Source organism: Dermacoccus sp. MPR-E5, assembly GCF_058809565.1.
The window spans coordinates 73689-100351 of sequence record NZ_JBXASS010000007.1; the positions used below are offsets into that span (position 1 = coordinate 73689).

Below are 26663 nucleotides of genomic sequence, written 5' to 3' on the forward strand. Positions count from 1 at the left end.
ACCCGCGAGAACACGAATGACGCAATGACAACACGAACAGCGCAATGCCCCCGTCAGCCCTGCGACTCCGGCTGCTGCGCCCACCATTCACGCAGCCGCTCGCTCGCGACGTCCTTGCCGATGACGCCCTCATCGAGGCGCACCGCGAGCAGGTGCTTGTAGGCACGCCCGAGTACCGGCCCGGGCTTGATGCCGAGGACGGCCTGGATCTCGTTGCCGTCGAGCTCGGGCCGCACGGCGGCCAGCTCCTCTTCGGCCTGAAGGCGCTCGATGCGCGCCTCGAGGTCGTCATAGGTCGCTTGCAGCCGGGCTGCTTTGCGCTTGTTGCGCGTCGTCGAATCCGCTCGCGTCAGCAGGTGCAGGCGCGACAGCAACGGCCCTGCGTCCGTGACGTAGCGGCGCACGGCCGAGTCGGTCCACTCACCGTTGCCGTAGCCGTGGAAACGCAGGTGCAGCTCTACGAGACGGGAGACCTGCTTGATCGTCTCCTTGTCGAAACGCAGCGCGCGCAACCGCTTGCGCGTCATCTTCGCGCCGACGAGTTCGTGATGGTGGAAGCTCACGCCGCCACCCGGCTCGAAACGTCGCGTGTCGGGCTTGCCGATGTCGTGCAGCAGAGCCGCGAGGCGCAGCACGAGATCCGGCCCCTCGACCTCGGTCGGCGCCTCGACCCCCGGCACCTCGCGCGGTCCCTCGAGCGCCATCGCCTGCTCGAGCACGATGAGTGAGTGCTCGTACACGTCCTTGTGACGGTGGTGCTCGTCGATCTCGAGCGCGAGCGCCGGCAGTTCGGGCAGCACGTGTTCGGCGATGCCCGACTCGACGAGCAGTTCGAGCCCTCGGCGCGGCGTCGGTGACATGAGGAGCTTGACCAGTTCGTCCCGCACGCGCTCGGCCGAGATCATCTCGATCGACGCGGCCATTTCGCGCATCGCCCTGAACGCTTCGGGCGCGACGTCGAACCCGAGCTGCGACGAGAAACGTGCCGCGCGCATCATGCGCAGTGGGTCGTCACCGAACGAGACCTCCGGGTCGGTCGGGGTGCGCAGCACACCTGCAGCCAGGTCGGCGAGACCGCCGTACGGGTCGACGAACGTCAGGTCGGGCAGGCGCAGCGCCATCGCGTTGACGGTGAAGTCGCGGCGGACGAGATCGTCGTCGAGCGAGTCACCGAACTCGACCACCGGCTTGCGCGTCTCACGGTCGTAGGCGTCAGCGCGGTAGGTCGTGATCTCGACCTGGACGCCACCCTTGCGCACCCCGATCGTGCCGAACGCGCGGCCCAGATCCCACGTCGCGTCGGCCCATCCGGCGACGATGCGCTCGGTGTCATCGGGGCGGGCGGACGTCGTGAAGTCCAGATCCGGCGAGGTGCGGGAGAGGAAGGCGTCGCGCACCGGCCCACCGACGAGAGCGATCTCGTGCCCGGCCCCGGCGAACAGCTCACCGAGCTGCCGCAGCAGCGGCATGACCGGTTCGAGATGCGCGATCGCTGTCCCGAGCATCCTCGCCCCCGACGCCGGAGGCGCCGCGGTCGTGCCCGTCCGGGCGTCCTGCTGGGTGGAGGTGGAGGTGTGCGTCACTGGTCAAGGGTATCGAGTCGCCCACCTCGGGCCGCACCCCCGTTGCCGCGTGATGGCTGCCGCCACCGCTGAGTGGTGGCCGTCGCCTCGCGTCCAGCGCCTCTTCGCAACGGGCTTCCTCAAATGGAGTCGCTGCGATGAACAATGCCTGCGATCGTCGCCCCCCCCGTCGCCATGTTCCACGTGAAACATCGCTTCGTCCTCGCACGACGCGGCGGTCACATCCACGCAGCATCGAATCGACGGTCCCCCCATGAGCACCTCAGCAGACGTGCCGCCGTTCCTACCGCTCGGCGCATCCGCGCGGTCGCTGCCGCCTACGGTGCGGTCGCGGGGGCGGTGGCCGGCCTCGCGCTGACCCTGATGAACGGTGCGTAGCACCTCGTCTGGCACGGGCCCAGAGCCCCCTACGATCTGCCGCCACCATCCTGCTCAGCGGTGTCATCATCATGCCGCCGCGGCGCAAGGATCACCACCTCGACACCCTCGACTCCCTCATCGCCGACTCCGAGGATCCCGTCGCCGTGCACTGGCGGCGCACGCTTCACCTGTGCGCCCTCGGTGTCGCGGCCGTCGCCGGTTTCCTCGGCTGCGTCGTCATCCACCAGGCGACCAGCGGCGAGCACGTCGCCCTCGGTCTGCCGACCGTCGGCGGCGGTCAGGAACAGATGCTGTGGGCCTTCGTTCCCGCAGCCGCGGGCGCTGCGATCGCCGCGCTCTTCACCGCCGGACAGCCGCTGCTGGGCAGGTGGCTCGATGCGGTGCCGGCACCGTCATGGGTGCAGGCCATGCTCGCCACGATGGCCGTCGCCCTCCTCGCGGCGTTCATCCCGCAGGCCCGATTCTCCGGAGACGAGCAGATGCCGGAGATCGCCGCCTTCATCCACGACGGCGCATGGGTGACGCTCGCGGCGCTGGCCTGCGCAAGCACCTCGCCGCGCTGCTGTTGTGCGCCCTCGTCCCCGGTACCGGCGCCCTGATCCCGCTCATGGTCGCGACGCTCGTCGGCGCCGTCATCGCTCGTCTGTTGCCGGAGCGCGAGCAACACTGACGGGGCACCCCCAGGCCGCCCACGAACGGCCGCGACGGACGTCAAGACCGGGCGCCGGCGAGTTTTCCGCATCATGCCGGGGCCTGCGGGCGAGCGCGGGCGCAAACGCCGAACCCTCTCGTTAAGGTATGAGAATGACCGTCTCCTCGCACCGCGTGCACCGGGCTGCGCGCCTTGCGACGCTCGAGGAGATCTCTGCGGGCGGCGTCGTCGTCGACGTTCGCGATCACCAGGCCTACCTCGCTCTCATCGCGCGCCACAATCGCGCCGGACGCGTCGAGTGGTGCCTGCCGAAGGGCCACATCGAAGCCGGTGAGACGCTCGTCCAGACCGCGGAACGCGAGGTGGAGGAGGAGACCGGCATCAAGGGCCGGGCCCTCGTGACGCTCGGCGTCATCGACTACTGGTTCTCCGTGCCGGGCTACCGCATCCACAAGATGGTGCACCACTACCTGCTCGAAGCCGTCGGAGGCGAGATCAGCATCGAGAAGGACCCGGACCACGAAGCCATCGACGCGCAGTGGTTCCGCCTCGACCGCGCCCACGAACACCTGACGTTCCCCAACGAACGCCGCATCGCCGCGACGGCGTGGGCCCGCCTGACCGGTCACTGAGTCGATGACGAGACGAGCCCACCTCGCCGCGTTCTCGGGCCTGCTCGCCACCTGCCTGGCAAGCGGCCCGCCATGCCTGACGAGCACTGCCGCAGCTTCGACGGTGGCGAACGTGTCGTCCGTGGCCGGCATGTCGGCCCATGCCGCGAGCACCTCGCGCGCCGCGACGAAGAGTTCGGCGCAGAGCGGTCCGATCGCTGTGTCGCTGACGGGCTCGACACCCCCCACCCTGAAGAGCGGTGACTCGCTCTCGCTCAGCGTGCAGGTGCGCAACACGGGCTCGACGCCGCTGACGAACGCAACCACCCGCATCAGCGTCGCCAAGCGTGCGCTCGGCACGTTGGAGGTGCAGTCACGCTGGAGCGCCGGCGAGGTCGCGATGACCAACCCCGTCACGGCGACGACGAACGTCGAGACGCTTGCACCGGGCGCGAGCACCAACGTCACCGTGACGATCCCGGCGAACCAGCTCGACGTCAGCTTCTCGATGGCGACGATGCCGCTGCAGGTCGATGTCACCGGAGGCGGCTCCACCGCGACGATCCGCAGCTTCGTGACGACGCAGGCCGATTCGATGAAGTTCACGCCGATGTCGACGTCCGTCGTCATTCCCATCACGCTTCCGGCCGACCCGAAGCTGTTCACCGCGAGCGGTCGCGAGCGCTTCGACGCGTGGAACAAGGCCATCGGGCCGGGCTCGGACATCCAGCGTCTCCTCGCCTCGAACTCGGGTGCCCCCGTCACGTGGATGATCGACCCGGCGGTGCTCGATCCCGCTGCGGCACAGGACGGTTCGCTCCCGACGGAGGCTGCCGCGGACCGGGCGACGACGTCGACGCCCAGTTCGTCGAGCTCCGCGTCGGCCTCGCCCGGTGACACGGGTTCCGCCGGCAGCACGCCGTCCTCGTCCTCCGCGTCGTCGACGGCGAGCGCCGGTAGTGCCTCGCCCAGCAACACCGCACCGAGCGGGGCATCGACCTCGTCGACCTCGTCGAGGGACGCGTCCTCGTCGTCAAGCAGTTCCTCTTCGAGCAGCTCGTCCTCGCAGGATCCTGCTCCGGCGACGACCGTCGAGGCACTCGCGGCCGGCCTCGTCGCTACGTTGAAGGACCGTCCGAGCGATCAGCAGGTCGTGTTCACGCCGTACGGCGACCCCGATCTGTCGTCTTTGACGGCGGACGATCGGCCCCCGGGCAGCGACGCCGTGCTGCGGCGCGCACTCGCCCGTCCACTGTCGCCGGCGTTGAAGGAACTGTCGACGACGGTGGTCGCCGCGCCGGCTGCGCCGCTCAGCGTGTCGGCGACGAACCGGTTGTCGCAGGTGTGGTCGTCGGTGCTCGGCGGCAAGCCCCTCATCATCACGCCCAACGTCACGCTCGACGGCTCCGACTTCATCTCGGCCTCATCGGCGGCGCGGCGCAGCACGTCTGGCATCCCGATGATCGGGTACACGAGCGCCCTCAGCGCGCCGCTGAGCTCGGACGGCGCCGACAGCGACGTCGAGGCCGGGTTGCGCGAACAGGCCGCGGGTCTCGCTCTCTACCAGCAGTTTCCGTCGGCCGACCGCAGCCTCATGGTCATGGGCGATCGCCTCGGCACGACGTCGCCTTCGCGTCTGGCGCAGGTGCTGTCGGCCATCGACACGGCGCCGTGGATGACGACGAGCGCCCTCGACGTCTCGAGCAGACGCTCGGCGGGCACCGTGGCCAAGCTGTCGACCGAGGCACCTGCCTCGGACGGCGTCTGGCCCCGGCCCAGCACGCAGGCCTTCGATGCACGCGACCTGCAACGCGCATCGCGCACCCTCGCGTCGCTGACGCAGGTGGCGGGCGCGGTCGTCGACGGTGACGACATCGTGCCGGCGTGGAGCCGCAATCTCGATCAGCTGACGAGCACCCGCTGGCGCGGCACCTCGCCGGACGTCGACGAGCTCGTCCAGCATGCCTCCGCCGCCGTGTCGACGATCCCCGAGCACGTCAGCGTCGTCCCGGCGCGCATCAACTTCTTCTCCGACTCGGGCACGATCAGCGTGACGGTGAAGAACGACCTGGCACGCGACGTCAAGGACGTCAGTCTGACGCTCACGCCACGCACGTACGCGGTGCAGTTCCGCTCGCAACCGGAGCCCGTGACGATCAAGGCGAAGGGCCAGACGACGGTGCGCGTCCCCCTCGCCGCGCAGGCTGCGAGCCTCGTCGACGTCGATGCGAGCCTGACGGCCGCGAACGGCGTCGCGCTCGGCCCGGACACGTCTGACACGTCCCCGTTGCGCATCAACGCGCGCCCGACGGGTACGTGGATCTTCTGGGTGCTCGGTATCGTGGCGTTGCTCGTCTTCTGCTACGGCCTCGTGCGCGGCAGGAAGGCGGGAACCCGCCGACGCGATGAGCTCGCGCGGGACATCCAGCTGGAGGAGTAGCCGATGTCGAACGCCGAACCTGATCCGTCGCGCCCGAACGGCGCGGCGTCCGGATCGCTCGGCGCGATGTACGAGACGGCGGTACGGCACACCATCGCGATGCCGAACGTCGCGGGTACGAGCATCGGTTCGGCCTACGAGTCGTGGTTCGAGGCCGACCAGGAGGCGCAGTGGTTGCGCAACCTCGAGTCCACGCGCAGCCACGCGAGCAGCGACCACACGCAGGTCATCGACCTCGGCGAGGTCGACGCCTACCGCGAGCGCCGCGAGGCCGAGGACGCCTGGAACCTCGAGGCTGACGACGCCTTGGCCGTCTCCGGCAGACCCGGCGCCCAGCGAGGCTCGGGCGCCTCTCGTGTTTCACGTGAAACACGAGGCGCGCGGACGGCCGCCATCCCGACGACGGGGGCCGCAGGCCCGGCGACCGACGCCGTCGAGACGCCCGCCGACGGCCCCCAGACCGCAGCAGCGAAGTCCTCGGGAACAGGCGGGGTTCTGCGCAACAGCGCCATCATGGCGGCCGGCACGCTCGTCTCACGCATGCTGGGCCTGCTCCGTTCCGTGCTGACGGTCTGGGCCCTCGGCTCGACGACGGGCATCGCCAACACGTGGGCGACGGCCAACAGCCTGCCCAACATCATCTACCTGCTCCTGGCCGGCGGTGTCATCAACGCCGTTCTCGTCCCGCAGATCACGCGCGCGCTCGAGCACTCCGACGGCGGCAAGGCCTACACGGACCGCATCGTCACGCTCACGCTGACGATCCTGCTCGGCGTCACCGTCATCGGCATGGCCCTCGCCCCGTGGGTCTACCGGATCTACGACCACAAGAACGTCACGGGCGACAAGCTCCACGTCGCCACGGCGTTCACGCTCATCTGCCTTCCGCAGATCTTCTTCTACGGCGTCTACACGATCCTCGGTCAGGTGCTCAACGCGCGCGGACGCTTCGGGGCGTTCATGTGGAGCCCCGCGCTGGCGAACGTCGTCATCATCCTGGGGCTCGTCTGGTTCATCGCGGCGTACCCGCACGGTCAGAACGGGGTTCCGCCGTACTCGGGGTGGACCACGGAGATGATCCTCGTCCTCGCGTTGCCCGCGACGCTCGCGATCGTCGCTCAGGCCCTGGTGCTCGTCCCCGTGCTCAAGCGTGCGGGGTACTCGTTCACCCCGAACTTCAAGTTCCGGGGCGTGGGTCTGCGCAGCGCTTCGACGATGGCCGGCTGGGCGTTCGCGGCCGTCATCGTCCAGCAGCTGGGCCTCATCGTCACGTCCCGGCTGCTCAACTCCCAGCCTGACGGTGAACCCGGAAAGGGAGCGCAGGATCAGGCGTTCCTGCTGTTCACCCTCCCGCACTCCCTCATCACCGTCAGCCTGGTCACCGCGCTGTTCACGCGGATGTCCATCGCCGCTGGCCGCAACGAGACGGACAAGGTGAAGGACGACATGACGACAGGTATCCGTCTGTCGGGCCTTGCGTCGGTCATGCTGACGTTCGGCTGTTTCGCGCTCGTCTTCCCGCTCGTGTCGGCCATGTTCGGCGCGGATCCGGACACCCGGTGGGCCATCGGCTCGATGGCCATCGCCATGCTCGTCGGCCTCGTGCCCTACTCGCTGTGCCTCGTCATCCAGCGCGTCTTCTACGCCTACAACGACGCGAAGACCCCGTTCTGGATGCAGATCATCTGCACGGGGATCGCCGTCGGACTGACCGTGCCCTGGTTCTTCCTGCAGGACACGACCATCCTCGGTCACCCCGGCGCCCACTGGGTCGGCGTCGGCGTCGGTCTCGCGCAGACGATCTCCAACGTCGTCCAGGCCGCGGTGGGTTTCGTCCTGCTGAGGCGCCGCTTCGGCGCCGTCGACCTGTCGGAGACGGTGCGCACCTACGTCCGTCTGGCGATCGCCGCGATCATCGCCACCGGCGTCACGTTGCTCGTCAGTTTCCTCGTCCACCAGGTCGCGCCCGTCACGCGTGTCGAGAGCCTCGTCGAACTGCTCATCATCGGCCCGCTGTTCCTGGCCGTGTACTTCCTCGTCGCGAGCCGCCTGCGCGTGCAGGAGATCAACAGCCTGCTCGGCCCGATCACCCGTCGTCTGCGTCGAGGCTGACGTCCCCTCGCGGTCGTGACGCGTCATCGTCACGGCCCTCGGGGCGATGCCTCCAGACCTCGCCGCGCCGAAGGGACGCCGTACCGCGTGGTTGCCCGGCGGGCTGCTTAGGATGAACCGAGCCCGGCGTCTCAGCGACGCGCGGGCCGTGGTTCATCGACGCGACGAGGAGTGCGAGTGCAGGGCATCACGAAGGGCACGGTGCTGGGCAACCGGTACGAGCTGACGTCCGAGATCTCGGACGCCCCCGGTCTCGCACGCTGGATCGCGCGTGACGAGAAACTCGGGCGTGACGTCGCCATCACCGTCGTCGGGTCGCGTTCGGCGCACGCCGACGCGGCACTCGACAGTGCCCGCCGCGCCGCGGGCGTCGAGGACCCGCGCCTCGTGCGCGTGCTCGACGCGGGGCGCGACGACGAGTTCGCGTACATCGTCGAGGAGCCGCACACGGGCGCCTACAGCCTCGCCGACCTCGCACGCTTCGAACCGATGCATCCCGAGGAGGCACGTCGCATCGTCGGTGAGACGGCGAGCGCCCTCGAGGCCGCGCGTCAGCGCGGCCTGCACCACCTCATCCTGACGCCGCGTCACGTCCTACGCCTCGCCGACGGTTCCATCGCCGTCACCCAGGTCGCCGTCGGTGGCTCTCTCGCCGGGCGTGACGACGTCTCCAGCTCCGAGGCGACCGCCATCGACACGCGTGCGCTCGTGGATCTGCTCTACACGGCCTTGACGGGCACGTGGCCGGGCGACCCGCAGGACATCGAGGGCCTCAAGGGCATCGAACTCGCGCAGCGTCGCGCCGACGGGCAGATCGCGACACCCGCCGAGATCGTCGACGGCGTGCCGAGTGATCTCGACGCGATGTGCCGCCAGGTCCTCAACACCGGTGACGGCCCGCGCACGCCGGGCGAGGTCGCGCGTCAGCTCGCGCCGTGGTCGGCGCAGATCATCACGGCTCCGGGTCGTGGGCGACGCAGCGTCGAAACCGATGACGACACCGCTGACGAGCCCGAGTCGACGTTCGTCGTCCGCCGGGCCGACGAGCGCGCGGGTTCCGGCGACGGTGCAGGCAAGCGCTCGGCCGTCGGAGCCGTCGGTGCTGCGGCCCTCGCAGCGGCAGGTTCGAGCAAGGGTGGCTCGGACAAGAGCGCCTCCGGCAAGGCCGGTGCGACGAGCAGCGGGGTGAGCACCGTCAAGAAGAGCGGCACCAAGAATGGTTCGTCCTCCACCGACGACGTGCGCGGCGACGACGCCACCGACCCCGGCGCGAAGCCCGCGGTGGCTCTTCCGCGCAAGCCCGCCCCGCGTCGTGTCAACGAACCCGACCCCGCCGACGCGACGATGGTGGGCCGCCCCGTCGCTTTCGACGCGGACGAGACCACGCAGTTCAACCTCGACGACGAGGACGCCGCGTACGCCCGCACCTCCTACGACCCGTCGTTCGAGGAGCTCGAACCCCCGGTACCGGGGTTCAACGGCGGCACCGACGACCCTGACCCGGCGAGCAGCAAGCTCGCCCTCGTCCTCGTCGGCCTCATCGTGCTCGGTGCGCTCGTGCTCGCCATCTTCGGGCTCCAGGGCATCGCCGGCAGCTCTGACAAGCCGGACGCCGCCGCGAAGCCCAGCACGTCCGCCTCGTCGCCGAAGGGTTCGAGTGCGCCGTCCTCTGCCTCGAGCGCTGCACCGGCAGGCACCCCCGTCCAAGCCGCCGCAGCCACGCTCGTGAACGCGCAAGGAGCGCGCCAATCCGGCTCGCTGGCCGCGGCCAACGCCATCGACGGCAACCCCGACACGGTGTGGATGAGCTTGCGCTACCGTCGCGCCTCCTGGGGCGGCGACCCCGACATGGGTGGCGTCAGCATCGACCTGGGTTCGCAGACAGCCGTCAAGACCATCAAGGTGACGCCCGGCAAGCGCACGCCGCTGACCGCCGACGTCTACGTCAGCGACACCCCCGGCAAGACGGGCACGAAGGTCGGCTCGATGTCGAGCGCGACGAGTGAGCAGACGATCTCGACGAACGCGTCGGGCCGCTATGTCACTGTCTTCATCCCGACTCAGACGAAGCCCGCCGGCCAGTCGTACTACGAGTCGTCGATCGCCGAGGTCACGGTCTCGAAGTGAACGGATCAGTGCTTCGGGACAGCACCGACGAAGAACTCGTCCAGGCTCATCGTGAGGGCGACCCGGACGCGTTCGGCGTGCTGTTCGAGCGCTACAAGGACAGGATGTGGGCGGTCGCCCTGCGCACGACCCGCGACCCGGAGCTCGCCGCGGACGCCGTGCAGGAGGGTTTCCTCGCCGCGTTCAGACGCCTCGAGTCGTTCCGCGGTGATGCGAAGTTCTCGACATGGCTGCACCGCGTCGTCGTCAACTCCGCACTCGACCGGCTGCGCCGACTGAAGCCGACGCAGGAGTGGCCCGAGTACGACATCGCCGACACGCGGGACGCGCATGCGCAGACCGACGTCCGCCTCGACGTCCGTCAGGCCCTTGCGCAGCTGCCCGAGGGGCAGCGCCTGTGCCTCGTCCTCGTCGACATGGAGGGTCTCAGCGTCACCGAGGCCGCGACGCACCTCGGCATCGCCGAGGGCACCGTGAAGTCGCGGTGTGCGCGGGGGCGCACTGCCCTCGCGGGCATGCTCGCGGATCGATGACGCCGAGGCGTCATCCCGAAGACGTGGCTCACGTCACGGAACCACCGTGCCCGCCTGCGCGTCAGACACAATGAAGCGCCCGTCCACGCTCATGAGAGGAGGCCTGACATGGCCCGCAACTTCCGCGACGAGTGGGAGGCGTCCGCGCACGCCGACGACCAACCGGTCGCGTCGGCCGAGGTGCAGCAACAGATCGCTGCCCTGCTGCGGACGGAGGCCTCCCGCGACGCTCCCCGCATGCCCGACGACGTCGCCACGCGCGTGCGCGACGCGCTGACGAGCGCGTCCCGTGAGGCGGGGGTGCCCTCGGACGAGAGGCTGTCGGACGTGCGACGTCCGCCCGAAGATCTCCAGCGCGATGAGCACCCCAGGATGCCCCCGGCGGTGCCGCTGCCGCAGCGTCCTGGAACGCAGCAGCGCCCTGCGGCCCCGGCTTCCGAAGGACAGATGAATCCTCCGGCGGCGTCGCAGAGACCGTCAGGGGCCACCGTCACCTCCCTGGACGGCCATCGTCGCCGACGCACCCTCGGGCGCGCGGCGCTGGCGCTCGGCGCCGCGGCGGCCGTCGCCATCGGTGCGGTGACCCTCGTGACGAACCGTGACGAGTCCCATCCGAGTGCCCAGCCCACGGCAGGGGCGTCGATGGAACCTGCCGAGGAGAACTACGCCTCACGCGTGCGTGTCACGCAGACGCAGACGAAGTACACGTCGACGGATCTCGCGACGCAGGCTGCGGCGCTGCGGACGTCGAAGTCGCCTGCGATCGAACCCGCGCAGGCCAACGCGCAATCCCTGGGCCCCCTGGCCACCGGCGAGGGCGTGCAGGCCTGCCTGCAGGCCGTCGCGAAGGGCGTCATCGAGAAGCCCGACGCCGTCTACGCCGACTTCGCCACCTACGACGGCACCCCCGCCGTCATCGTCGTCGCCGTGAAGGGCCGCACGTCGACGGCCTGGGTCGTCTCGCGCACCTGCAGCACGGCCACCGACCTCGAGGCGGGGCCGACGTCCGTCACGACGTGAGGGCCGGGGTCGACGGTTTCGCATCGACTTGCTCGCCAGCCCGGTGGCTCGACGCCGCGGTACGCCTCGGCATGCGCTCGGAATGTCCCACGACTAGAGTGCGTTGTGCAGGGTGACAGCGGGCGCGCGACAGCGCCGAGACCTTCCCCGGGCAGCCCGTGACAAGACAACGAAGGAAGCTTTCGTGAGCGACCAGGCCGTGCGCAACCTCATCATCATCGGCTCCGGCCCCGCCGGGTACACCGCCGCCGTCTACGCGGCGCGAGCCAATCTCGAACCGCTCGTGTTCGAGGGCTCCGTCACCGCTGGTGGCGCCCTGATGAACACCACCGAGGTGGAGAACTTCCCCGGTTTCTCGGACGGCATCATGGGCCCCGACCTCATGGAGAACATGCGTGCGCAGGCCGAGCGCTTCGGCGCCGAGCTCGTGCGTGACGACGTCACCTCCGTCGATCTGACCGGTGCCGTCAAGACGGTCGTCGACGGCGAGGGCGTCACCCACCGCGCGAAGGCCGTCATACTCGCGATGGGCTCGGCGTACCGCGAACTGGGCCTTCCCGACGAGAAGCGCCTCTCCGGCCACGGCGTCTCGTGGTGCGCGACGTGCGACGGCGCGTTCTTCCGCAACCAGGAGATCATCGTCGTCGGCGGTGGCGACTCGGCCGTCGAGGAAGCCACCTTCCTCACGCGCTTCGCGGCGAAGGTGACGATGGTGCACCGGCGCGACGAGCTTCGCGCCTCCAAGATCATGGCCGAGCGCGCCGAGAACGACCCCAAGATCGAATTCGCCTGGAACAGCGAGGTCGTCGCCATCCACGGCGAGGACAAGCTGACCGGCGTGACGCTGCGCGACACCGTCACCGGTGACGAACGCGAGCTCGCCGCGACCGGCCTGTTCATCGCGATCGGCCACCTGCCGCGCAACGAGCTCGTCACCGGGCAGATCGAGCTCGACGACGAGGGTTACGTCGTCGCGCAGGAGCGTTCAACGCACACGAACGTCGACGGCGTCTTCGCGTGCGGCGACCTCGTCGACCACACCTACCGTCAGGCCATCACGGCCGCCGGTTCGGGCTGCTCCGCAGCCCTCGACGCCGAGCGCTTCCTCGCCCACCTCGACGCGGCCGGCGAGCCCGCTCCCGACGCGTCCCTCACCGCGGAGCCGCAGGGCGCCGACGCGGCGCGCTGATCACCTTCGACCGACCAAGAACCATCGACCACGGGTGCCGCTTCGCCGGTGCCGCCACAGAGGAGAACATCATGGGAGCCACCAAGCCCACCACGGACGCCACGTTCGACGCCGACGTCCTGAAGAACAGCAAGCCCGTCCTCGTCGACTTCTGGGCCGAGTGGTGCGGCCCGTGCCGCGCCGTCGCGCCGATCCTCGAGGAGATCGCAGCGGCGAACGCCGACAAGATCGACGTCTACAAGCTCAACACGGACGAGAACCCGGCGATCTCCGCGAAGTACGGCATCACCGGCATCCCGACCATGAACGTCTACCAGAACGGTGAGGTCGTCAAGACGATCGTCGGCGCCATGCCGAAGCCGAAGCTGCTGCGCGAGCTCGAGCCGTTCCTCGGCTGAACCGAGCCGCATCACGACACTGTCGGGCGCGCAGCGTCCGACGACGAAGCCCCGGCCCCCCCCCCCCCCCCCCCCCCCACCCCGTCAGGCGCTGTGCGTCACTGGATGGCGTTGACGGCCGTCTTGACCTTGCCCTGGATGTCGGCCGGCAGCGGCGCGTAACCCTGGGATTCGAGGTTCTTCTGGATGTCGTCGCCGGCGAAGTAGGTGAGGAACGACTTCACGGACTTGCCGATCTCGGCGTCCTTGTACTTCGAGCAGACGACCTCGTACGTGACGAGGACGATCGGGTAGGCGCCCGCTTCCTTCGTCGCGTAGTCGAGCTTGAGGCGCAGGTCGTTGCCCGTGCCGTCGATCTTCGCGGCAGAGATGGCCTTGGACGCCGAGGCGCCGGTCAGCTCGACGGCGCCCGCGCCGTTGTCGATCTTCGCGACCTGCAGCTCGTTGTCCTTCGCGGCCGACCACTCGGCGTACGTGATGCCACCGTCGGTCGACTTCACGGACGAGGTCACGCCGGCCGTCTTGGCCTTGCCTTCGCCCTTGCCCGTCCACTTCTTGCCGGGCTCGGCCGTCCACTTGTCCTTCGCGGAGGCGGCGAGGTACTTCGTGAAGTTCTCCGTCGTGCCCGACTCGTCCGAGCGGAAGAAGACCTTGATGTCCTTGGCCGGCAGGGTGACGCCCTTGTTGACCGCGGCGATCGCCGGGTCGTTCCACTTCGTGATCTTGCCGTTGAAGATGTCGGCGAGGACGGCCGGCGTCAGCGTGATCGGGTCCTTGACGTCCTTCAGGTTGTACGAGACGGCGATCGGGCCGGTCACCATCGGGATGTTCCAGGCCTCGGAACCGCAGGCCGTCTTGGCCTCGTCGGTCTCGATCTTGCCGTCCTTCGGCTTCGTCTTGAGCGCGGAGTCAGAGCCGGCGAAGTTGACCTGGCCGGCGATGAACTGCTTGATGCCGTTGCCGGAACCGGTCGCGTTGTAAGTGACGTTGTTGTCGCAGGTCTTGCCGTACTTCTCGATGGCGTCCTGGATCGCGTTGTCCTGGGCGGAGGAACCCTCGGCCTTCAGGTCCTTCTTGCCGCAGTCGGCCGAACCCGAGTCGCCGCCGGACTTGGCGGCGTCCGTCGCGCTGGAGCCTGCGGACTTGGCGCCGTCGGTGGCGGAGTCGGACGACTCGCTGCCACAGGCGGACAGGGCAAGGGCGCCGGCCAGCGCGACGCCGGAGATGCGGGCGATGCTCGTGATCTTCACGGGATACAGACCTCTCGTCACAAAGTATTTCCGGGCACGTGCCTGGACGCTTGGAACCTAGGTCGTTCACGTGTCGCGAATCCCCCTTCGAGGTAAACGTTGAGTGAACGCAGTCTGAGGGGTGTGAGAGGCCTTGGGCAGTGGGAGATTGCCGGTCGGAATCGGTGCTCAGCGTTCCCGGGGTGGGGTGCGCAACCGCTCCACCGAGACGATCCGCGCCTCCTGGCCGCCACCGAGGACCTGGCAGACGAGCACCTCGCCCTTGTCCATCCCGTGCGCCTTGATGTGGTCGAGGCAGCGACGCGTCGCCGACCCGGTCGACGCGAGTGCGGACAACCCCGCCACGAGATCGGGGATGAGGGGGCGGTGAGTGCACAACGCCGTCGCATCGGCGCGCTCGAGGGCGCGCGTCAACTGGCGGGCGGCCTTCTCAGGACGAGCGGCGAAGGTCTCCTCCGACAGCGCGCTCCTCGTCTGCAACCGCGTCCCGCTCGCGGACGTGAACGGCTTGACCGTCTGCACGCACCGCGTCGACGACGACGACACGACGCGCTCAGGAGCCCACGCCCCGAGGACGGGGACGAGCGCAGCGGCCCGTGCGCGGCCGCGCTCGCTCAGCGGGCGGCGGGCGTCGTCGTCACCCCGATACGCGGCGCGCGCCTGGGCGTGGGCGTGACGCACGAGCAGCAGCGGCCACGTCTCGAGGCGGCCGTCACGCTCGGCTTCGAGCAGGGCGTCGAGGGGGATGCGGTCGCGTGCGTAGGTGAGCGTTCGTCGAGCCGTCTCGACGTCGAGCCAGCGCACCTCGTCGACCTCGTGCTCGAGCACTCCGCTGCCGCCGACGACCTGGGCGGCCCAGTACCGGACGAGCTTCGTCGCGCCGTTGTCGAGGCCGTAGACGAGCTCGGGCAGGGGGATGCCGAGACGCACCTGCAGCCCCGTCTCCTCGAGCACCTCACGCGCAGCGGCCTGAGCGAACGTCTCATCGGGGTCGAGCTTGCCCTTCGGCCACGACCAGTCGTCATAGCGCGAACGATGAACGAGCGCCACCTCGATGCGGCTGCGGCGGCGGCGCCACACGAGCGCCCCGGCAGCAGGCACCAGCTCGGGGTTCCTGCCGCGCGTCACCGCCGGCGGGCCTTGCGACGACGCTTCGAGTACGCCTCGATCAGATCGGCCTGGTAGTCGTTCTTCGGCGCGCCGTCGGGCGTGAGGTTCTCCCGGATCCAGCGGCCCTCGGCGTCGAGACGCCACGACGAGGTCTGCGGGCTCATGCCGGTGGCGACGAGGTCGACGACCGTCGCGACCTGGCGCTCGTCCGTAAGCCGCACGAGCGCTTCGACGCGGCGGTCGAGGTTGCGGTGCATCATGTCGGCGCTGCCGATGTAGGCGATCGGCTCCTGGCCCTCGACGTCGAAGACGAACACACGGCTGTGCTCGAGGAAGCGCCCGAGGATCGAGCGCACCTCGATGTTCTCGCTCAGTCCGGGTACGCCCGGACGCAGCGCGGAGATGCCGCGCACGAGAACGTTGACCTTCACCCCGGCCTGCGAGGCGCGGTAGCAGGCGTCGATGATCTGCTCGTCGACGATAGAGTTGACCTTGAATGACACGCTCGAGGCCTTGCCGGCCCTGGCCGCCTCGATGCACCGGTCGATCTGCTCGATCAAGCCGGAACGCACCGAACGCGGCGCCACGAGAAGGCGCTTGAACTTGGCGCGCGGCGCCATGCCCGACAGCTGGTTGAACAGCCGGCCCAGGTCCTCGCCCACATCGGGGTCAGTCGTGAGCAGCCCGAGGTCCTCGTAGAGACGAGCCGTCTTGGGGTTGTAGTTGCCGGTGCCGACGTGGCAGTAGCGGCGGATGCCGTCGCCCTCATGCCGCACGACGAGGCACAGCTTCGCATGCGTCTTGAGCCCGACCATGCCGTAGACGACGTGCACGCCCGCGCGCTCGAGCTTGCGCGCCCACGTGATGTTGTTCTCCTCGTCGAAGCGCGCCTTGATCTCGACGACGGCGAGCACCTGCTTGCCGGCCTGCGCTGCGTCGATGAGTGCCGAGATGATCGGCGAGTTGCCGCTCGTGCGGTACAGCGTCTGCTTGATGGCGAGCACGTCTGGGTCGGCTGCGGCCTGCTCGACGAACGCCTGCACCGACGTCGAGAACGAGTCGTAGGGGTGGTGCAGCAGGATGTCGCTCGAACGCATCGCGCCGAGGACGTCGGGGGCCTCGGAGCGCTCGACCGGCGCGAGCAGCGGGTGGGTCTTCGGCATGAACCGTGGCCACTGCAGCTCGCTGCGGTCGAGATCGGCGATGTCACCGAGGCCGCGCAGGTCGAGCGGCTCGGGCAGGCGGAAGACCTCGTCGTCGCTGACGCCCAGCTCACGCGTCAGCAGGTCGAGGACGTGATCGTCCATGTCGTCGGCGACCTCGAGACGCACCGCCGCGCCGAAACGGCGTCGCGTCAGCTCCTTCTCGAGGGCGGTGAGCAGGTTCTCGGCGTCGTCCTCCTCGACCTCGAGATCCTCGTTGCGCGTGACGCGGAAGGTGAATTGCTCGTGCACCTCCATGCCGGGGAACAGCACGTCGAGATGCTCGGCGATGACGTCCTCGAGGGTGACGAAGCGCGCGTCGTACAGCGGGTCCTCGCCTTCGCCCGTCGGCAGCTTGACCATGCGTGGCAGCAACGGCGGCACCTTCACGCGAGCGAAGTGCTCGCGGCCCGTCTTGGGGTCGATGAGCAGCACCGCGAGGTTGACCGACAGGCCCGAGATGTACGGGAAAGGATGCGCCGGGTCGACGGCCAGCGGGGTGAGGACGGGGTAGACCTGCGCCTCGAAGTAGGTGCCCAGGTAGTCACGGTCCGCGTCCGTCAGCTGCGAGAGCTTGAGCAGGCGGATGCCCTCATCCTCCAGGGCCGGGCGGACCTGGCGCTGGAAGATGCCGGCGTGCAGATCCATGAGGTCGTGCGAGGCGCGCGTCAGGTCGTCGAGCAGCTCGCGCGGTTCGAGACCGGACGCCGAGCGCACCGCGAGGCCGGCGGCGATGCGGCGCTTGAGGCCCGCCACACGCACCATGAAGAACTCGTCGAGGTTCGACGAGAAGATCGACAGGAAGCGGGCGCGCTCGAGCAGCGGCACGTTCGGGTCGGTCGACAGCTGCAGGACACGCTCGTTGAACTGCAGCCACGACATCTCGCGGTCGAGGAAACGGTCTGCGGGCAGCTCCGGCTCGTCAGCAGAGGCGGTCTTCGTCGACTTCGCCTTCTCCGTCGTGGCCGCCGAGCGCGCGACGTTGCGTGGACGAGAGGCCGCGCGTGGCTTGAACCGGGCGACGGCCGTCGACGGAGACGAGGGAGTAGTCTCGGGCGGCGAGTCGTCGGCGCGGCCCGCATCCTGCGGTTCCTTGGAGGCGGCGGTCTTGGGCGCAGTGCTCATGGCTCTATCTTCACATCGCCCGGGCAGGCGTGTGGACGTACATCACGTCGTGAGCAGCACGGACGAACCCACGCCGCGTGTAGGTGGCCTTGGCCGGTTCGTTGTCGCCCTCGACGTAGAGCTCGACGCTGCTCGCCCCCGCGTCACGCAGGTGAGCCAGGCCGAGGGCAGTGAGCGGCCCGGCGATGCCTCGTCCTTGCCACTCGGGTGCGACCGCGACGACGTACACCTCGCCGGCCTCGTCGCCCGGCTCGTGCTTCGTCCAGTGCGAGGCGACGAGCTCTCCGCTCGCCTCGTCCCACACGAGGATCAGACCCGCCGGGTCGAACCACTCCTGCGCCTCGCGCTCGCGGAAGTCGGCGAGCGTCATACGCCCCTGTTCGGGGTGATGCGCGAAGGCGCGCGCGTTGAGATCGACCCAGGCCTGCGCCTCGCGCTCGCTGCCGTCGTAACCGCGCGCGACCAGACCCGCGGGGAGTGCGACGTCGAACGTCTCGTCGGCGGTGAGCGGACGCGTCATGCGCCACAGCTCGCGCGCCTTGCGCGCACCGAGGCTCGCAGCGAACGCCTGGGCAGCGGGCAGATCGCCGTGGGCCCAAAGGCGTACGGGCGTCGCAGTATCGCTCCTGGACTCGTCCAGGGCCACGAGCAGAGCCCGTGCGACACCCGCGCGGCGGGCGTCGGGCGCCGTCACGAGATCGCATCCGCTTGCATCTGACTGCGCGTCGACGAGCACGCCGACCGGTGAGCCCTCCCGGGAGGCGACGAGGACGCGGGCCGGTGGCGCGAGGCGCTCCAGCGCGAACAGCGACTCCTCGTTGAGGGCAGCCACACCGTCGCTCTTCGCCGCGGAGCGCGCGAGCGCCAGCACGGCGTCGACCTCGTCGGGGCGGGCCGGGTGGACGTCGAGGTTCTGTGCGTCGATCTTCATGGCGTTCACGCTAGCGCGCACGGGTGACAACCGCGGAACGACGGGAGATGCAGAAGCCAAGATCGCGCCGGGAGCGCTGCTCGCGTCGGCCCGCACGGAAGCGTCACGCGCCGTTCACGCCACCATCGACGAAGCGGTACCCGACGTTGCGGACCGTGCCGATCGACGTCTCGTGCTCGGCTCCGAGCTTGGCCCGCAACCGTCGCACGTGGACGTCGACGGTACGCGTGCCGCCGTAGTAGTCGTAGCCCCAGACCTCTTGCAGCAGCTGCGCGCGGGTGAAGACCCGCCCCGGGTGCTGCGCGAGGTGCTTGAGCAGCTCGAACTCCTTGTAGGTGAGGTCGAGCGACCGCCCACGCACCCGCGCCGAGTACGACTCCTCGTCGATGACGAGGTCGCCGGCGGTGATCTGCGTGTTCGCCTCGTCGGGCTGCGAACCGGCGCGGGCCAGAGCCAGACGGATGCGGGCGTCGACCTCGGCGGGGCCCGCGACATCGAGGACCACGTCGCTGATCAACCACTCGGGGGTCAGTGCGACGAGGCCGCCCTCGGTGAAGATGGCGAGGACGGGCGTACCCGGCCACGCGGCCTCGACCATGCGGGTGACGCCGCGCATCGCGACGAGGTCGGTGCGCGCGTCGACGATGACGACGTCGGCGTCGAGCGGAGCGGCGAGCCGCTCCGGGTCGGGCGTGCTCACGCGCACCCGGTGGCTCAGCAGCCCCAGAGTAGGAAGCACCTCGACGCTCGCGCCGCGAGCCGTCGTCAGAAGCAGGAGGTGCGCCACGCGTCAAGACTACGGTTAGCGTGGAGAGGCTGCCGGAGCATGGTCGAAGGATGGAACATCGGATGACGACAGACGTAGACGCTCGCCCGAATGTGCGGGTGCGCTACTGGGCGGGTGCGGCGCAGGCCGCCGGGTGCGACGAGGAGAACCTGCCGCTCGCGGTGGGTGAGGCGCGCCAGAACCCCGAGCTCACCGGCCGCGACGTACGCGCGCTCATCATGCGGGCCCACCCCGACATCGAGGCCGTGCTCGCACGCTGCAGCCTGCTGCACGGCGGCCGTCGCCTCGCCGATGACGCCTCGTTCGAGCCGTCAGACGTCGTCGAGGTGCTGCCCCCGTTCGTCGGGGGATGAGCCGTCAGGGGATGAGCACCGGCGCGCGGGATGCGAGGATGGGCGCGTGACCTCCGCCAAACCACCGACGCCGTCGATGCGCGCCTCCGGCGCGTGCGCCGGAGCTGTTGCGTCCGCCGCGATCTGCGCGGCGTCCTTCGCGCCGGTGACGCTGATCGCGCTCGTCTTCGTGGTACTCGGGTGTGGGCTCGCTTGTGGGTGGCCACGCCTCGTCGATCTGCCGAGCCCGCGCGGTACCTCGTCGGTGCTCGTGGGCACCGCCGCCGCCCTGGCCGTCACGATGCTCGCCAGCGATGTCGGAGACCGCACGCGGTGGGCCGGTGCCGTCCTGTGTGTCGGTCTCATCGCGAGCTTCCTGCACCAACTGCTGCGCCAGGACGGGCGTCCGCGCCTCGTCATGACGCTCGCCGGCACGGCGCTCGGCCTCGGCGTGCTCGGGGCAGGCGCCTACTTCATCGACGCCGCCGACTCGTCCCAGACGCGCCACCTCATGCTCGCCACAGGCCTCGCGACGCTCGTCGGCAGCGTCCTCGACGGCGTGGCGGGGGCGACGTCACGGCGCCTCGAACTGGGTGCGGCGCAGTGCGTGCTCGGCGCGATCGCCGGGTGCGGCGCCGTCATCGCGGGCGCATCGGTCGCGTCGGCCGCCCTGGCTGGTGGCGCGGCGGGCCTGTTGTCGTGGGCGTGCCTGCGTACGACGGTGACGCTTGCGACGTCCGCCCACACGCGGGCGCAGCTCGCCGCGGGGTGTGCGTGCGTCCTCGTCTGTGGCCTCGTGCCCGTCGCGGTGGCGCGTCTCGTCTGAGCGCCCGCAAGCCCGGTTGTCCGCACCAGGTCGTCGGCACGATTGCCGCTCGAACCACCACGGACGCCGATGGGCGCCGCACCCGGTGAGGGAGGCGGCGCCCACCGGCGCGTCAGGCAGGAGCGCAGAACGTCAGTCGACGCGCTTGAGCTCGGCCGAGGCGTAGCTCTGCAGCGGTTTGCCGTTGAGCGCCGCGTCGTAGGCCCACATGAGGTTGGAGTTGACGTAGCCGAGCATGCGCGCGCCGGCCGTGTACTCGGGCGCCTGCGGCGAGCGGATGACGCCGTCGGTGCGCAGTTCGATCTTCGCGGGGGAGGTGTTGCCGTAGTACATCTCCACGATGCCGCTCGGGTGCGTCACCATGAACTCGACCTCGTTGTTCTCCAGCGGGCGCCAGTAGCCGAACTCCGTGTCGATGGTGTCCGTCTTGTTGCCCTGCTCGTCGAGCTTCCACATGCGCGAGTGCCACTCGAGGAAGGGGCGCTCGTCGTGGCTGACGACGAGTTCCTGGCCGAAGTTGGCCGACTCCATGCCGGGGTAGCCGATGACACCGGCGCCCTCCCAGCGGCCGACGAGCCAGGCGAGGGGGGCGAGTTCGATGGGCATGTTGACATCAAGTTCGAAAGGCACGGCACCAGGCTATCCGGTGACGTGCCTCTCGATCGAGCCGCGCGCAGGGGCTTTCCGCGTCCTGGGCCTCAGCTCGCAGCGCCCACGCGCCCGTTCGGGACGCCGGACATGTCGTCCTTGCGCAGGCCGTCGCTCAGCTTCTCGAGGCCTGCCTCATCGACGTAGTCGACCGATCCTGCGGCGCCCTCGTTGCCGAAACCGGTGTACGGCGCCGTGTAGAAGGTGATGTTCTGCGTGTCGAGGTCGCGCAGGCTGTAGGCGAGGCTCGTCATGTACCCAGAGGTGAATCCGTCGTCGACGGCCAGGTTGTCGGAGATGTCGCCGACGAGCTTGGTGATGGTCACCGGGTTGGTCAGGACGCCCTGGGTCTTGGCCTTCTTGAACATGGCGAGAATCCAGGCCTGCTGGTTCTTGCCACGGTCGATGTCGCCGTTCTTGAGCTGGTGACGCTCCTGGACGTAGTGGCGGGCCTGGGTGCCGTTCATGTGGTTCATGCCCTTGGACCAGCTGCCGTATCCCTTCTCGTCGAAGGCCTGCGGCACGTAGATGTCGACGCCGCCCATGTCGTCGGTGAGCTTCTCGAAGCCCTTGAACCCGATCTGCGCGACGTGATCGATGTGGACGTTCGTCGCCTTCTCGATCGTCTGGATGAGCAGGGTCGGGCCGCCGTACGCGTAGGCGGCGTTGATCTTGTTCTTGCCGTGGCCCGGGATGTCGACGTAGTAGTCGCGCGGGAAGTGCACGACGGAGACCTGCTTGCGGTCGTTGCTGATGTGGACGAGCTGGATGACGTCGGAACGGCTTCCGTCACGCAGGCTCGTGTTACGGCTGTCCGAGCCGAGCAACAGGATGTTCTGGGCGTCCCCGGCCGCGGCGTCTCGCGTCACGTTCGAGCTCGGCAGGAGCTTCTCGCGCGAGACGTTCGAGTCGAACACGTACTTGAGGTACAGGAAGAACCCGCCGATGACGAGGGCGACGATGAGCAGCAGCGCGAGCAGCGTGTAGAGCAGGACACGCAGCTTGCTACGCCTCCGTCGCCGGCCGGGGGCCTTCGTCGCGCGGGAGCTGGCACCGTCGCTCGTCTCGCCCGTCGCGCTCGTGCCGTCGTGGGGCGAAGGGCCCGGGGTGCCGGGCGCGTCGTCGGCGTGCGGCATCGAGGTCTCGTCTGACATGGCCCCAGCATAGGTGGGCCGACCGAGGCTCACCTGGGAGCCGCGCGGACCCGCGCGTACGGTGGTGCGGTGAGTGATATGCAGCCCCTGCCCCCTGAGGTCTCGGACGCGGACCGGGCCACGAATCCGGACACCGTCGACGCCGCCCATGCCGGCGCGACGACGAACGCCCCCGCGTCGCAGCATGAGGCGGCCCACGCGGGCGACCGCTCGCCGTCCCTCGACCTGCCCGGCGCCGTGGCGGCCGACGGCTTCTGGGCGTCGGTGCCCGCCCACTACGGCAACCCGCTCGCCGAGCAGCGCGCGCTCGAGCAGGGCCGGGCTCACGTCGACCTGTCGGCCCGCGGCGTCGTGCGGGTCGCCGGCCCCGACCGCCTCTCCTGGCTGCACTCGATGACGACGCAGCACCTCGCCGACCTGGCGCCGTTCACCTCGACGGAGACGCTCGTGCTCAGCCCGCACGGGCACGTCGAGTTCGCCCTGCACGTCGTCGACGACGGCGAGGCGACGTGGCTGACGACCGATCCCGGGCGCAGTGCCGAATTGGCCGCTTGGCTGCGACGCATGCAGTTCATGCTGCGCGTCGAGGTGGCAGACGTCTCCGACGAACACGCAGTCATCGGTGAGGTGAACGACGAGGAGTCGACCCCCGAGCAGGTGCGGGAGACCGGCGTCATCGCCTGGCGTGACCCGTGGCCGGCGCTCGGCCCCATGAGCGCGGCGTACGGTCCGAGCGCGCAGCACCCTGGTTCGGAGCGTCGGTGGCGCGAACTCATCGTGCCGCGCGAGCGGTTCGAGGCGGTCTTCGCCAAGGCTCAGCCGGCGGGCCTGTGGGCCGCGGAGGCGCTGCGCGTCGCGGCCTGGCGACCCGACGGGCTGCTCGAGGTCGACCACCGGACCATTCCGCACGAGCTCGACTGGCTGCGCAGCGCCGTGCATCTGCAGAAGGGGTGCTACCGGGGGCAGGAGACCGTCGCCCGCGTCCACAACCTGGGTCGCCCGCCGCGGCGGTTGGCGTTCGTCCATCTCGACGGCAGCGACCACACGCTGCCCGAGGTCGGCGCCGAGGTCATGGTGCCCGGAGCCCCCCGTGCTGCGGGTCGGCTGACGTCAGTGGCGCGTCACCACATCGACGGGCCGATCGGCCTCGTCGTGCTCAAGCGTTCAACCCCAGCTGACGCGCCGCTGCTGATCGGCGGGGTGGCCGCCGCGCAGACCGTCATCGTCGCGCCCTGAGTGTTCGCGGCCGTGATGCTCGGGGCGGGGTCAAGGGGTCCTGACCGTGGAGGGTCTCAGATGAGTCTACCGGGACGGGATGCAAAAAATGTGAGTCATGTCACAAAACCGATGGGTAGCGGTTGTCTGTATTGGCCATAGGGGTGGAGCTGTCACCCCTATGAGGCCGCAAAACGGCCCTGAAGCGTGTCGGGGTCCACTCCCACGGGTGAGATCCGAGGGGCGGGTGACGCGGAGGAGACCCCCAGGTTGCATCCTGTCCAGACCCCTTTCGCGGCCGGGGGTGGTGACAGCGGCCAGGAAAAATGATCGGCTGATGCCAAGCCGCACGGCGACCTGGACGGATGCGAATCCGGTCGGATCGGCGTGCATCCGCCATCACGAAGGAGAACGAAAATGCTTTCCGTTGACGACGTTCTGGCCACCCGATCCGGCAAGGCCTACGACAGCGACGGCGACAAGATCGGTTCGGTCGGCGAGGTCTACCTGGACGACCAGACGAGCCAGCCCGCCTGGGTCACGGTCAACACGGGCCTGTTCGGTACCTCCGAGTCCTTCGTCCCGCTCGAGGGCGCCCGCGTGGAGGGTGAGGACCTGCACCTCCCCTACACGAAGGCCAAGATCAAGGACGCCCCGCGTCAGGACGCTGACAAGCACCTCGACGTCGAGCAGGAAGAGGCGCTCTACCGCTACTACGGCCTGTCGAACGGTGGCACGACGCGCGACGGTGACCGTCGTGACTTCGACGGCCGCGACGCCGCTGCCGCCGGCACGGCCGGAACCGCCGGTGACGCCGCCGGTCACCACGACCACGACGCCAAGGACCGTGTGGAGGGTCGCGTCGACGAGGCTCGCGCCGACCACGAGTTCCGCAAGGAAGAGCACGACGAGCGTCGCGTCGAGCGTGACGAGCGCAACCTCGAGCGCGACGAGAACGGCGTCGTTCTTCACGAGGAGCGCCTCAACGTCGCCAAGGAGCGTCGTGAGGCCGGCAAGGCTCGCCTGCGCAAGTACGTCGTCACCGAGCAGCAGCAGGTCGAGGTCCCCGTCACCCGCGAAGAGGTTCACGTGACCCGTGAGCCCGTCAACGAGCGCGTCGACGGCAATGTCCAGCTCGGCGAGGAGACGCAGACGGTGACGCTGCACGAGGAGCGCCCGGTCGTCGACAAGGAGACCGTCGCCACCGAGCGCGTCGGCCTCGACGTCGACCAGGTCCAGGAGACGCAGCGCGTCCAGGCGGAGGTCGGTCACGAAGAGGTCCGCGTCGAGAACGGCGTCGAGGGCACGCGTGGCACCGACGATGTGCGTGGCACCGACGGCGTCCGCGACGGTGACGACCGCTCCTTCGCCGACAAGGCCAAGGACAAGGTTCGCGACGTCAAGGACAACCACTGAGGTTGACCGCATCTAGCCTCGGCTAGTCGCAGACGAAGGCCCGCCGCTCCCTGGGGGAGTGACGGGCCTTCGTCATGTCCGCGCCAGCCCGTAAGGTCGGAGCATGAGTTCGCCCACCGCTGATCAGATCACCGCGATGCTCGCCGGGGCGCCGGTCATGGCCCGCGTCGACCGCTCGGGTTTCGTCGAGTCCGTCCACCGTGCGCTCGCGTGCGTCACCACTGCCAAGGGGGCCGTTCAGGCCGCGTGGGGCGAGCCGGACGTCGTCATCTACCCTCGCTCGTCGAACAAACCGTTGCAGGCGCTCGCGATGGTGCGTGCCGGCCTCGATCTGCCGCCGCAGCTGCTCGCGCTCGTGTGCTCGAGCCACTCGGGTGAGCGCTTCCACCTCGAGGGGGTGCGCAGCATCCTCGAACGGCACGGCCTGAGCGTCGAGGACCTGCAGAACACCCCCGACCTGCCGTACGACGACGTCGATCGTCGCCAGTGGCTGCGTGAGGGCCGCGAGCCCGAGTCGCTGGCCCAGAACTGCTCCGGCAAGCACGCCGGCATGCTCGCGACGTGCGTCGTCAACGGCTGGGACACGACGACCTACCGCGACGTCGACCACCCGCTGCAGCGACTCATGGCCACCACGCTCGAGCAGATCGCCGACGACACCGTCGAGGCGACTGGCGTGGACGGTTGTGGTGCTCCCGTCATGACGCTGAGCATGGACGGGCTGGCGCGTGCCTTCGGGCGACTTGCCGCGGCGGCGCCCGGCAACGCAGAGGCGCGGGTGGCCGACGCGATGCGCGCCGCGCCGCGCTACCTCGGGGGCACACGCCGCGACGTCACGAAACTCGTCGAGGGCGTCGATGGCCTCATCGCGAAGGACGGGGCGGAGGCCGTCTACGCGATCGGCCTCGCCGACGGACGCGGCGTCAGCGTCAAGATCGCCGACGGCTCCCAGCGCGCGCGCCCCGTCGTGGCTGCGGCGATCCTGCGGGCGATGGGGGTGGACGCGCCGGTGCTGGACGATCTCGCGTCGGCACCGATCCTCGGCCACGGTGAGCCCGTGGGCGCTGTCACGGCCGTGCTGCCGGAGCCGACGACGGGTTCGCTCGCCGCGGCGCACCGATGAGGGCCGTCCTGCAGCGAGCGCTCGAGGGGAGCGTCAGCGTCGCGGGCGAGGTCGTCGGCCGACTCGACGCGCCGGGTCTCGTCGTCCTGCTCGGCGCCACCCATGACGACGGCGGCGCCCAGGTCGCGGCGATGGCGCGCAAGATCGCCGGGTTGCGCATCATGCCCGGGGAGGTCAGCGTCAGCGACCTGCACGCCGGCGACCTCGAGACAGGTGAGGCGTGCACCCGCCTGCTCGTCGTCAGCCAGTTCACGGTGTACGGCGACACGCGCAAGGGTCGGCGCCCGTCGTGGGGAGCGGCTGCGCCGGGTGAGGTCGCGGAACCGCTCGTCGACGCCGTCGTGGCGGCGCTGCGCGGCGAGGGGTTGCGCGTGGCGACGGGCCGCTTCGGCGCTGACATGCGTGTGAGCCTCGTCAACGACGGGCCGTTCACCGTCGTCGTCGACGTATGAGGGCGACGTCCCCGGCCGCCACCTCGAGAACGCCCCGTCCGGCGCG

General features: G+C 69.7%; 23 protein-coding genes. 15 read left to right on the top strand and 8 right to left on the bottom strand.

Features of this window, described 5'->3' with window-relative positions:
• Positions 1-53: 53 nt before the first annotated feature.
• On the bottom strand, positions 54-1505 hold the full coding sequence (locus AC1RS9_RS07055; protein WP_240742481.1) for a CCA tRNA nucleotidyltransferase: 1452 nt from the start codon (positions 1503-1505) through the stop codon (positions 54-56).
• 527 nt (positions 1506-2032) lie between these two features.
• On the opposite strand from AC1RS9_RS07055, the gene AC1RS9_RS07060 reads away from it, so the two are divergent.
• From AC1RS9_RS07060 to trxA, 9 genes are all read left to right on the top strand, one after another.
• Positions 2033-2563 carry a hypothetical protein gene (locus tag AC1RS9_RS07060; protein WP_074040009.1) on the top strand — a complete coding sequence of 177 codons (531 nt, stop codon included), beginning with the start codon at positions 2033-2035 and terminating at the stop codon, positions 2561-2563.
• A gap of 205 nt (positions 2564-2768) precedes the next feature.
• Positions 2769-3248 carry an NUDIX hydrolase gene (locus AC1RS9_RS07065; protein WP_006944822.1) on the top strand — a complete coding sequence of 160 codons (480 nt, stop codon included), beginning with the start codon at positions 2769-2771 and terminating at the stop codon, positions 3246-3248.
• 4 nt (positions 3249-3252) lie between these two features.
• On the top strand, positions 3253-5667 hold the full coding sequence (locus AC1RS9_RS07070; protein WP_492920960.1) for a DUF6049 family protein: 2415 nt from the start codon (positions 3253-3255) through the stop codon (positions 5665-5667).
• 3 nt (positions 5668-5670) lie between these two features.
• Positions 5671-7779, top strand: coding sequence for a murein biosynthesis integral membrane protein MurJ (murJ, locus tag AC1RS9_RS07075; protein WP_144693806.1), 2109 nt, complete (start codon positions 5671-5673; stop codon positions 7777-7779).
• 177 nt (positions 7780-7956) lie between these two features.
• Entirely contained in the window at positions 7957-9906 is a 1950-nt protein-coding gene (locus AC1RS9_RS07080) for a protein kinase family protein (protein WP_144693804.1), read from the top strand.
• Complete coding sequence (gene sigM / locus AC1RS9_RS07085) at positions 9903-10439, top strand: RNA polymerase sigma factor SigM (RefSeq protein WP_235181973.1); 537 nt, start codon at positions 9903-9905, stop codon at positions 10437-10439. The genes AC1RS9_RS07080 and sigM overlap by 4 nt, the downstream gene beginning before the upstream one ends.
• 108 nt (positions 10440-10547) lie before the next feature.
• The gene (locus AC1RS9_RS07090) at positions 10548-11459 is read left to right on the top strand and encodes an RsmA family anti-sigma factor (protein ID WP_144693802.1); all 912 of its coding nucleotides are present in this window, start codon (positions 10548-10550) and stop codon (positions 11457-11459) included.
• A 184-nt stretch (positions 11460-11643) separates the two neighbouring features.
• On the top strand, positions 11644-12648 hold the full coding sequence (trxB, locus tag AC1RS9_RS07095; protein WP_038566252.1) for a thioredoxin-disulfide reductase: 1005 nt from the start codon (positions 11644-11646) through the stop codon (positions 12646-12648).
• A 71-nt stretch (positions 12649-12719) separates the two neighbouring features.
• Positions 12720-13046: a thioredoxin gene (gene trxA, locus AC1RS9_RS07100; protein ID WP_006944697.1), complete on the top strand. Its 327-nt coding sequence runs from the start codon at positions 12720-12722 to the stop codon at positions 13044-13046.
• Positions 13047-13144: 98 nt separating this feature from the next.
• Here the strand turns inward: trxA and pstS are convergent, their stop codons facing one another.
• The 5 genes from pstS to AC1RS9_RS07125 all read right to left on the bottom strand — a co-directional run bounded on the left by pstS (position 13145) and on the right by AC1RS9_RS07125 (position 19451).
• Positions 13145-14296, bottom strand: coding sequence for a phosphate ABC transporter substrate-binding protein PstS (gene pstS / locus AC1RS9_RS07105; protein ID WP_074041001.1), 1152 nt, complete (start codon positions 14294-14296; stop codon positions 13145-13147).
• 168 nt (positions 14297-14464) lie between these two features.
• Positions 14465-15424 carry an NUDIX hydrolase gene (locus AC1RS9_RS07110; RefSeq protein ID WP_074041000.1) on the bottom strand — a complete coding sequence of 320 codons (960 nt, stop codon included), beginning with the start codon at positions 15422-15424 and terminating at the stop codon, positions 14465-14467.
• The gene (locus AC1RS9_RS07115) at positions 15421-17733 is read right to left on the bottom strand and encodes an RNA degradosome polyphosphate kinase (RefSeq protein ID WP_115297003.1); all 2313 of its coding nucleotides are present in this window, start codon (positions 17731-17733) and stop codon (positions 15421-15423) included. The genes AC1RS9_RS07110 and AC1RS9_RS07115 overlap by 4 nt, the downstream gene beginning before the upstream one ends.
• Positions 17734-17743: 10 nt before the next feature.
• The gene (gene mshD, locus AC1RS9_RS07120; RefSeq protein WP_040014911.1) at positions 17744-18664 is read right to left on the bottom strand and encodes a mycothiol synthase; all 921 of its coding nucleotides are present in this window, start codon (positions 18662-18664) and stop codon (positions 17744-17746) included.
• 103 nt (positions 18665-18767) lie between these two features.
• Complete coding sequence (locus AC1RS9_RS07125; RefSeq protein ID WP_074040998.1) at positions 18768-19451, bottom strand: response regulator transcription factor; 684 nt, start codon at positions 19449-19451, stop codon at positions 18768-18770.
• Positions 19452-19513: 62 nt separating this feature from the next.
• Between AC1RS9_RS07125 and AC1RS9_RS07130 the strand changes: the two genes are divergently transcribed.
• On the top strand, positions 19514-19804 hold the full coding sequence (locus tag AC1RS9_RS07130) for a ubiquitin family protein (RefSeq protein WP_006946448.1): 291 nt from the start codon (positions 19514-19516) through the stop codon (positions 19802-19804).
• 46 nt (positions 19805-19850) lie between these two features.
• A complete protein-coding gene (locus tag AC1RS9_RS07135) occupies positions 19851-20609 on the top strand; it encodes a hypothetical protein (RefSeq protein WP_006946477.1) in 759 nt (252 codons plus the stop codon).
• 132 nt (positions 20610-20741) lie between these two features.
• Here the strand turns inward: AC1RS9_RS07135 and AC1RS9_RS07140 are convergent, their stop codons facing one another.
• Complete coding sequence (locus AC1RS9_RS07140) at positions 20742-21239, bottom strand: heme-binding beta-barrel domain-containing protein (protein WP_062258494.1); 498 nt, start codon at positions 21237-21239, stop codon at positions 20742-20744.
• A 68-nt stretch (positions 21240-21307) separates the two neighbouring features.
• A complete protein-coding gene (locus AC1RS9_RS07145; RefSeq protein ID WP_050786567.1) occupies positions 21308-22411 on the bottom strand; it encodes an LCP family protein in 1104 nt (367 codons plus the stop codon).
• A gap of 78 nt (positions 22412-22489) precedes the next feature.
• Between AC1RS9_RS07145 and ygfZ the strand changes: the two genes are divergently transcribed.
• The 4 genes from ygfZ (at position 22490) to dtd (ending at position 26617) form a co-directional block, all read left to right on the top strand.
• A complete protein-coding gene (gene ygfZ, locus AC1RS9_RS07150; protein WP_492921016.1) occupies positions 22490-23647 on the top strand; it encodes a CAF17-like 4Fe-4S cluster assembly/insertion protein YgfZ in 1158 nt (385 codons plus the stop codon).
• A 396-nt stretch (positions 23648-24043) separates the two neighbouring features.
• Positions 24044-25042, top strand: coding sequence for a DUF2382 domain-containing protein (locus tag AC1RS9_RS07155; RefSeq protein ID WP_492920968.1), 999 nt, complete (start codon positions 24044-24046; stop codon positions 25040-25042).
• Positions 25043-25145: 103 nt separating this feature from the next.
• Positions 25146-26165 (top strand): asparaginase, encoded by a 1020-nt coding sequence (locus AC1RS9_RS07160; RefSeq protein WP_144707563.1) that lies wholly within the window; start codon positions 25146-25148, stop codon positions 26163-26165.
• Complete coding sequence (gene dtd, locus AC1RS9_RS07165; RefSeq protein WP_131941611.1) at positions 26162-26617, top strand: D-aminoacyl-tRNA deacylase; 456 nt, start codon at positions 26162-26164, stop codon at positions 26615-26617. Before AC1RS9_RS07160 ends, dtd begins: the two co-directional genes overlap by 4 nt.
• The last annotated feature ends 46 nt before the right edge of the window (positions 26618-26663 follow it).

Bases quoted from the DNA above. Each gene is read 5' to 3' on its own strand.
- AC1RS9_RS07055 (WP_240742481.1), bottom strand. From the start codon at position 1,505: ATGCTCGGGACAGCGATCGCGCATCTCGAACCGGTCATGCCGCTGCTG.
- AC1RS9_RS07060 (WP_074040009.1), top strand. From the start codon at position 2,033: ATGCCGCCGCGGCGCAAGGATCACCACCTCGACACCCTCGACTCCCTC.
- AC1RS9_RS07065 (WP_006944822.1), top strand. From the start codon at position 2,769: ATGACCGTCTCCTCGCACCGCGTGCACCGGGCTGCGCGCCTTGCGACG.
- AC1RS9_RS07070 (WP_492920960.1), top strand. From the start codon at position 3,253: ATGACGAGACGAGCCCACCTCGCCGCGTTCTCGGGCCTGCTCGCCACC.
- murJ (WP_144693806.1), top strand. From the start codon at position 5,671: ATGTCGAACGCCGAACCTGATCCGTCGCGCCCGAACGGCGCGGCGTCC.
- AC1RS9_RS07090 (WP_144693802.1), top strand. From the start codon at position 10,548: ATGGCCCGCAACTTCCGCGACGAGTGGGAGGCGTCCGCGCACGCCGAC.
- trxA (WP_006944697.1), top strand. From the start codon at position 12,720: ATGGGAGCCACCAAGCCCACCACGGACGCCACGTTCGACGCCGACGTC.
- AC1RS9_RS07115 (WP_115297003.1), bottom strand. From the start codon at position 17,733: ATGAGCACTGCGCCCAAGACCGCCGCCTCCAAGGAACCGCAGGATGCG.
- mshD (WP_040014911.1), bottom strand. From the start codon at position 18,664: ATGAAGATCGACGCACAGAACCTCGACGTCCACCCGGCCCGCCCCGAC.
- AC1RS9_RS07130 (WP_006946448.1), top strand. From the start codon at position 19,514: ATGACGACAGACGTAGACGCTCGCCCGAATGTGCGGGTGCGCTACTGG.
- AC1RS9_RS07145 (WP_050786567.1), bottom strand. From the start codon at position 22,411: ATGTCAGACGAGACCTCGATGCCGCACGCCGACGACGCGCCCGGCACC.
- ygfZ (WP_492921016.1), top strand. From the start codon at position 22,490: ATGCAGCCCCTGCCCCCTGAGGTCTCGGACGCGGACCGGGCCACGAAT.
- AC1RS9_RS07155 (WP_492920968.1), top strand. From the start codon at position 24,044: ATGCTTTCCGTTGACGACGTTCTGGCCACCCGATCCGGCAAGGCCTAC.
- AC1RS9_RS07160 (WP_144707563.1), top strand. From the start codon at position 25,146: ATGAGTTCGCCCACCGCTGATCAGATCACCGCGATGCTCGCCGGGGCG.
- dtd (WP_131941611.1), top strand. From the start codon at position 26,162: ATGAGGGCCGTCCTGCAGCGAGCGCTCGAGGGGAGCGTCAGCGTCGCG.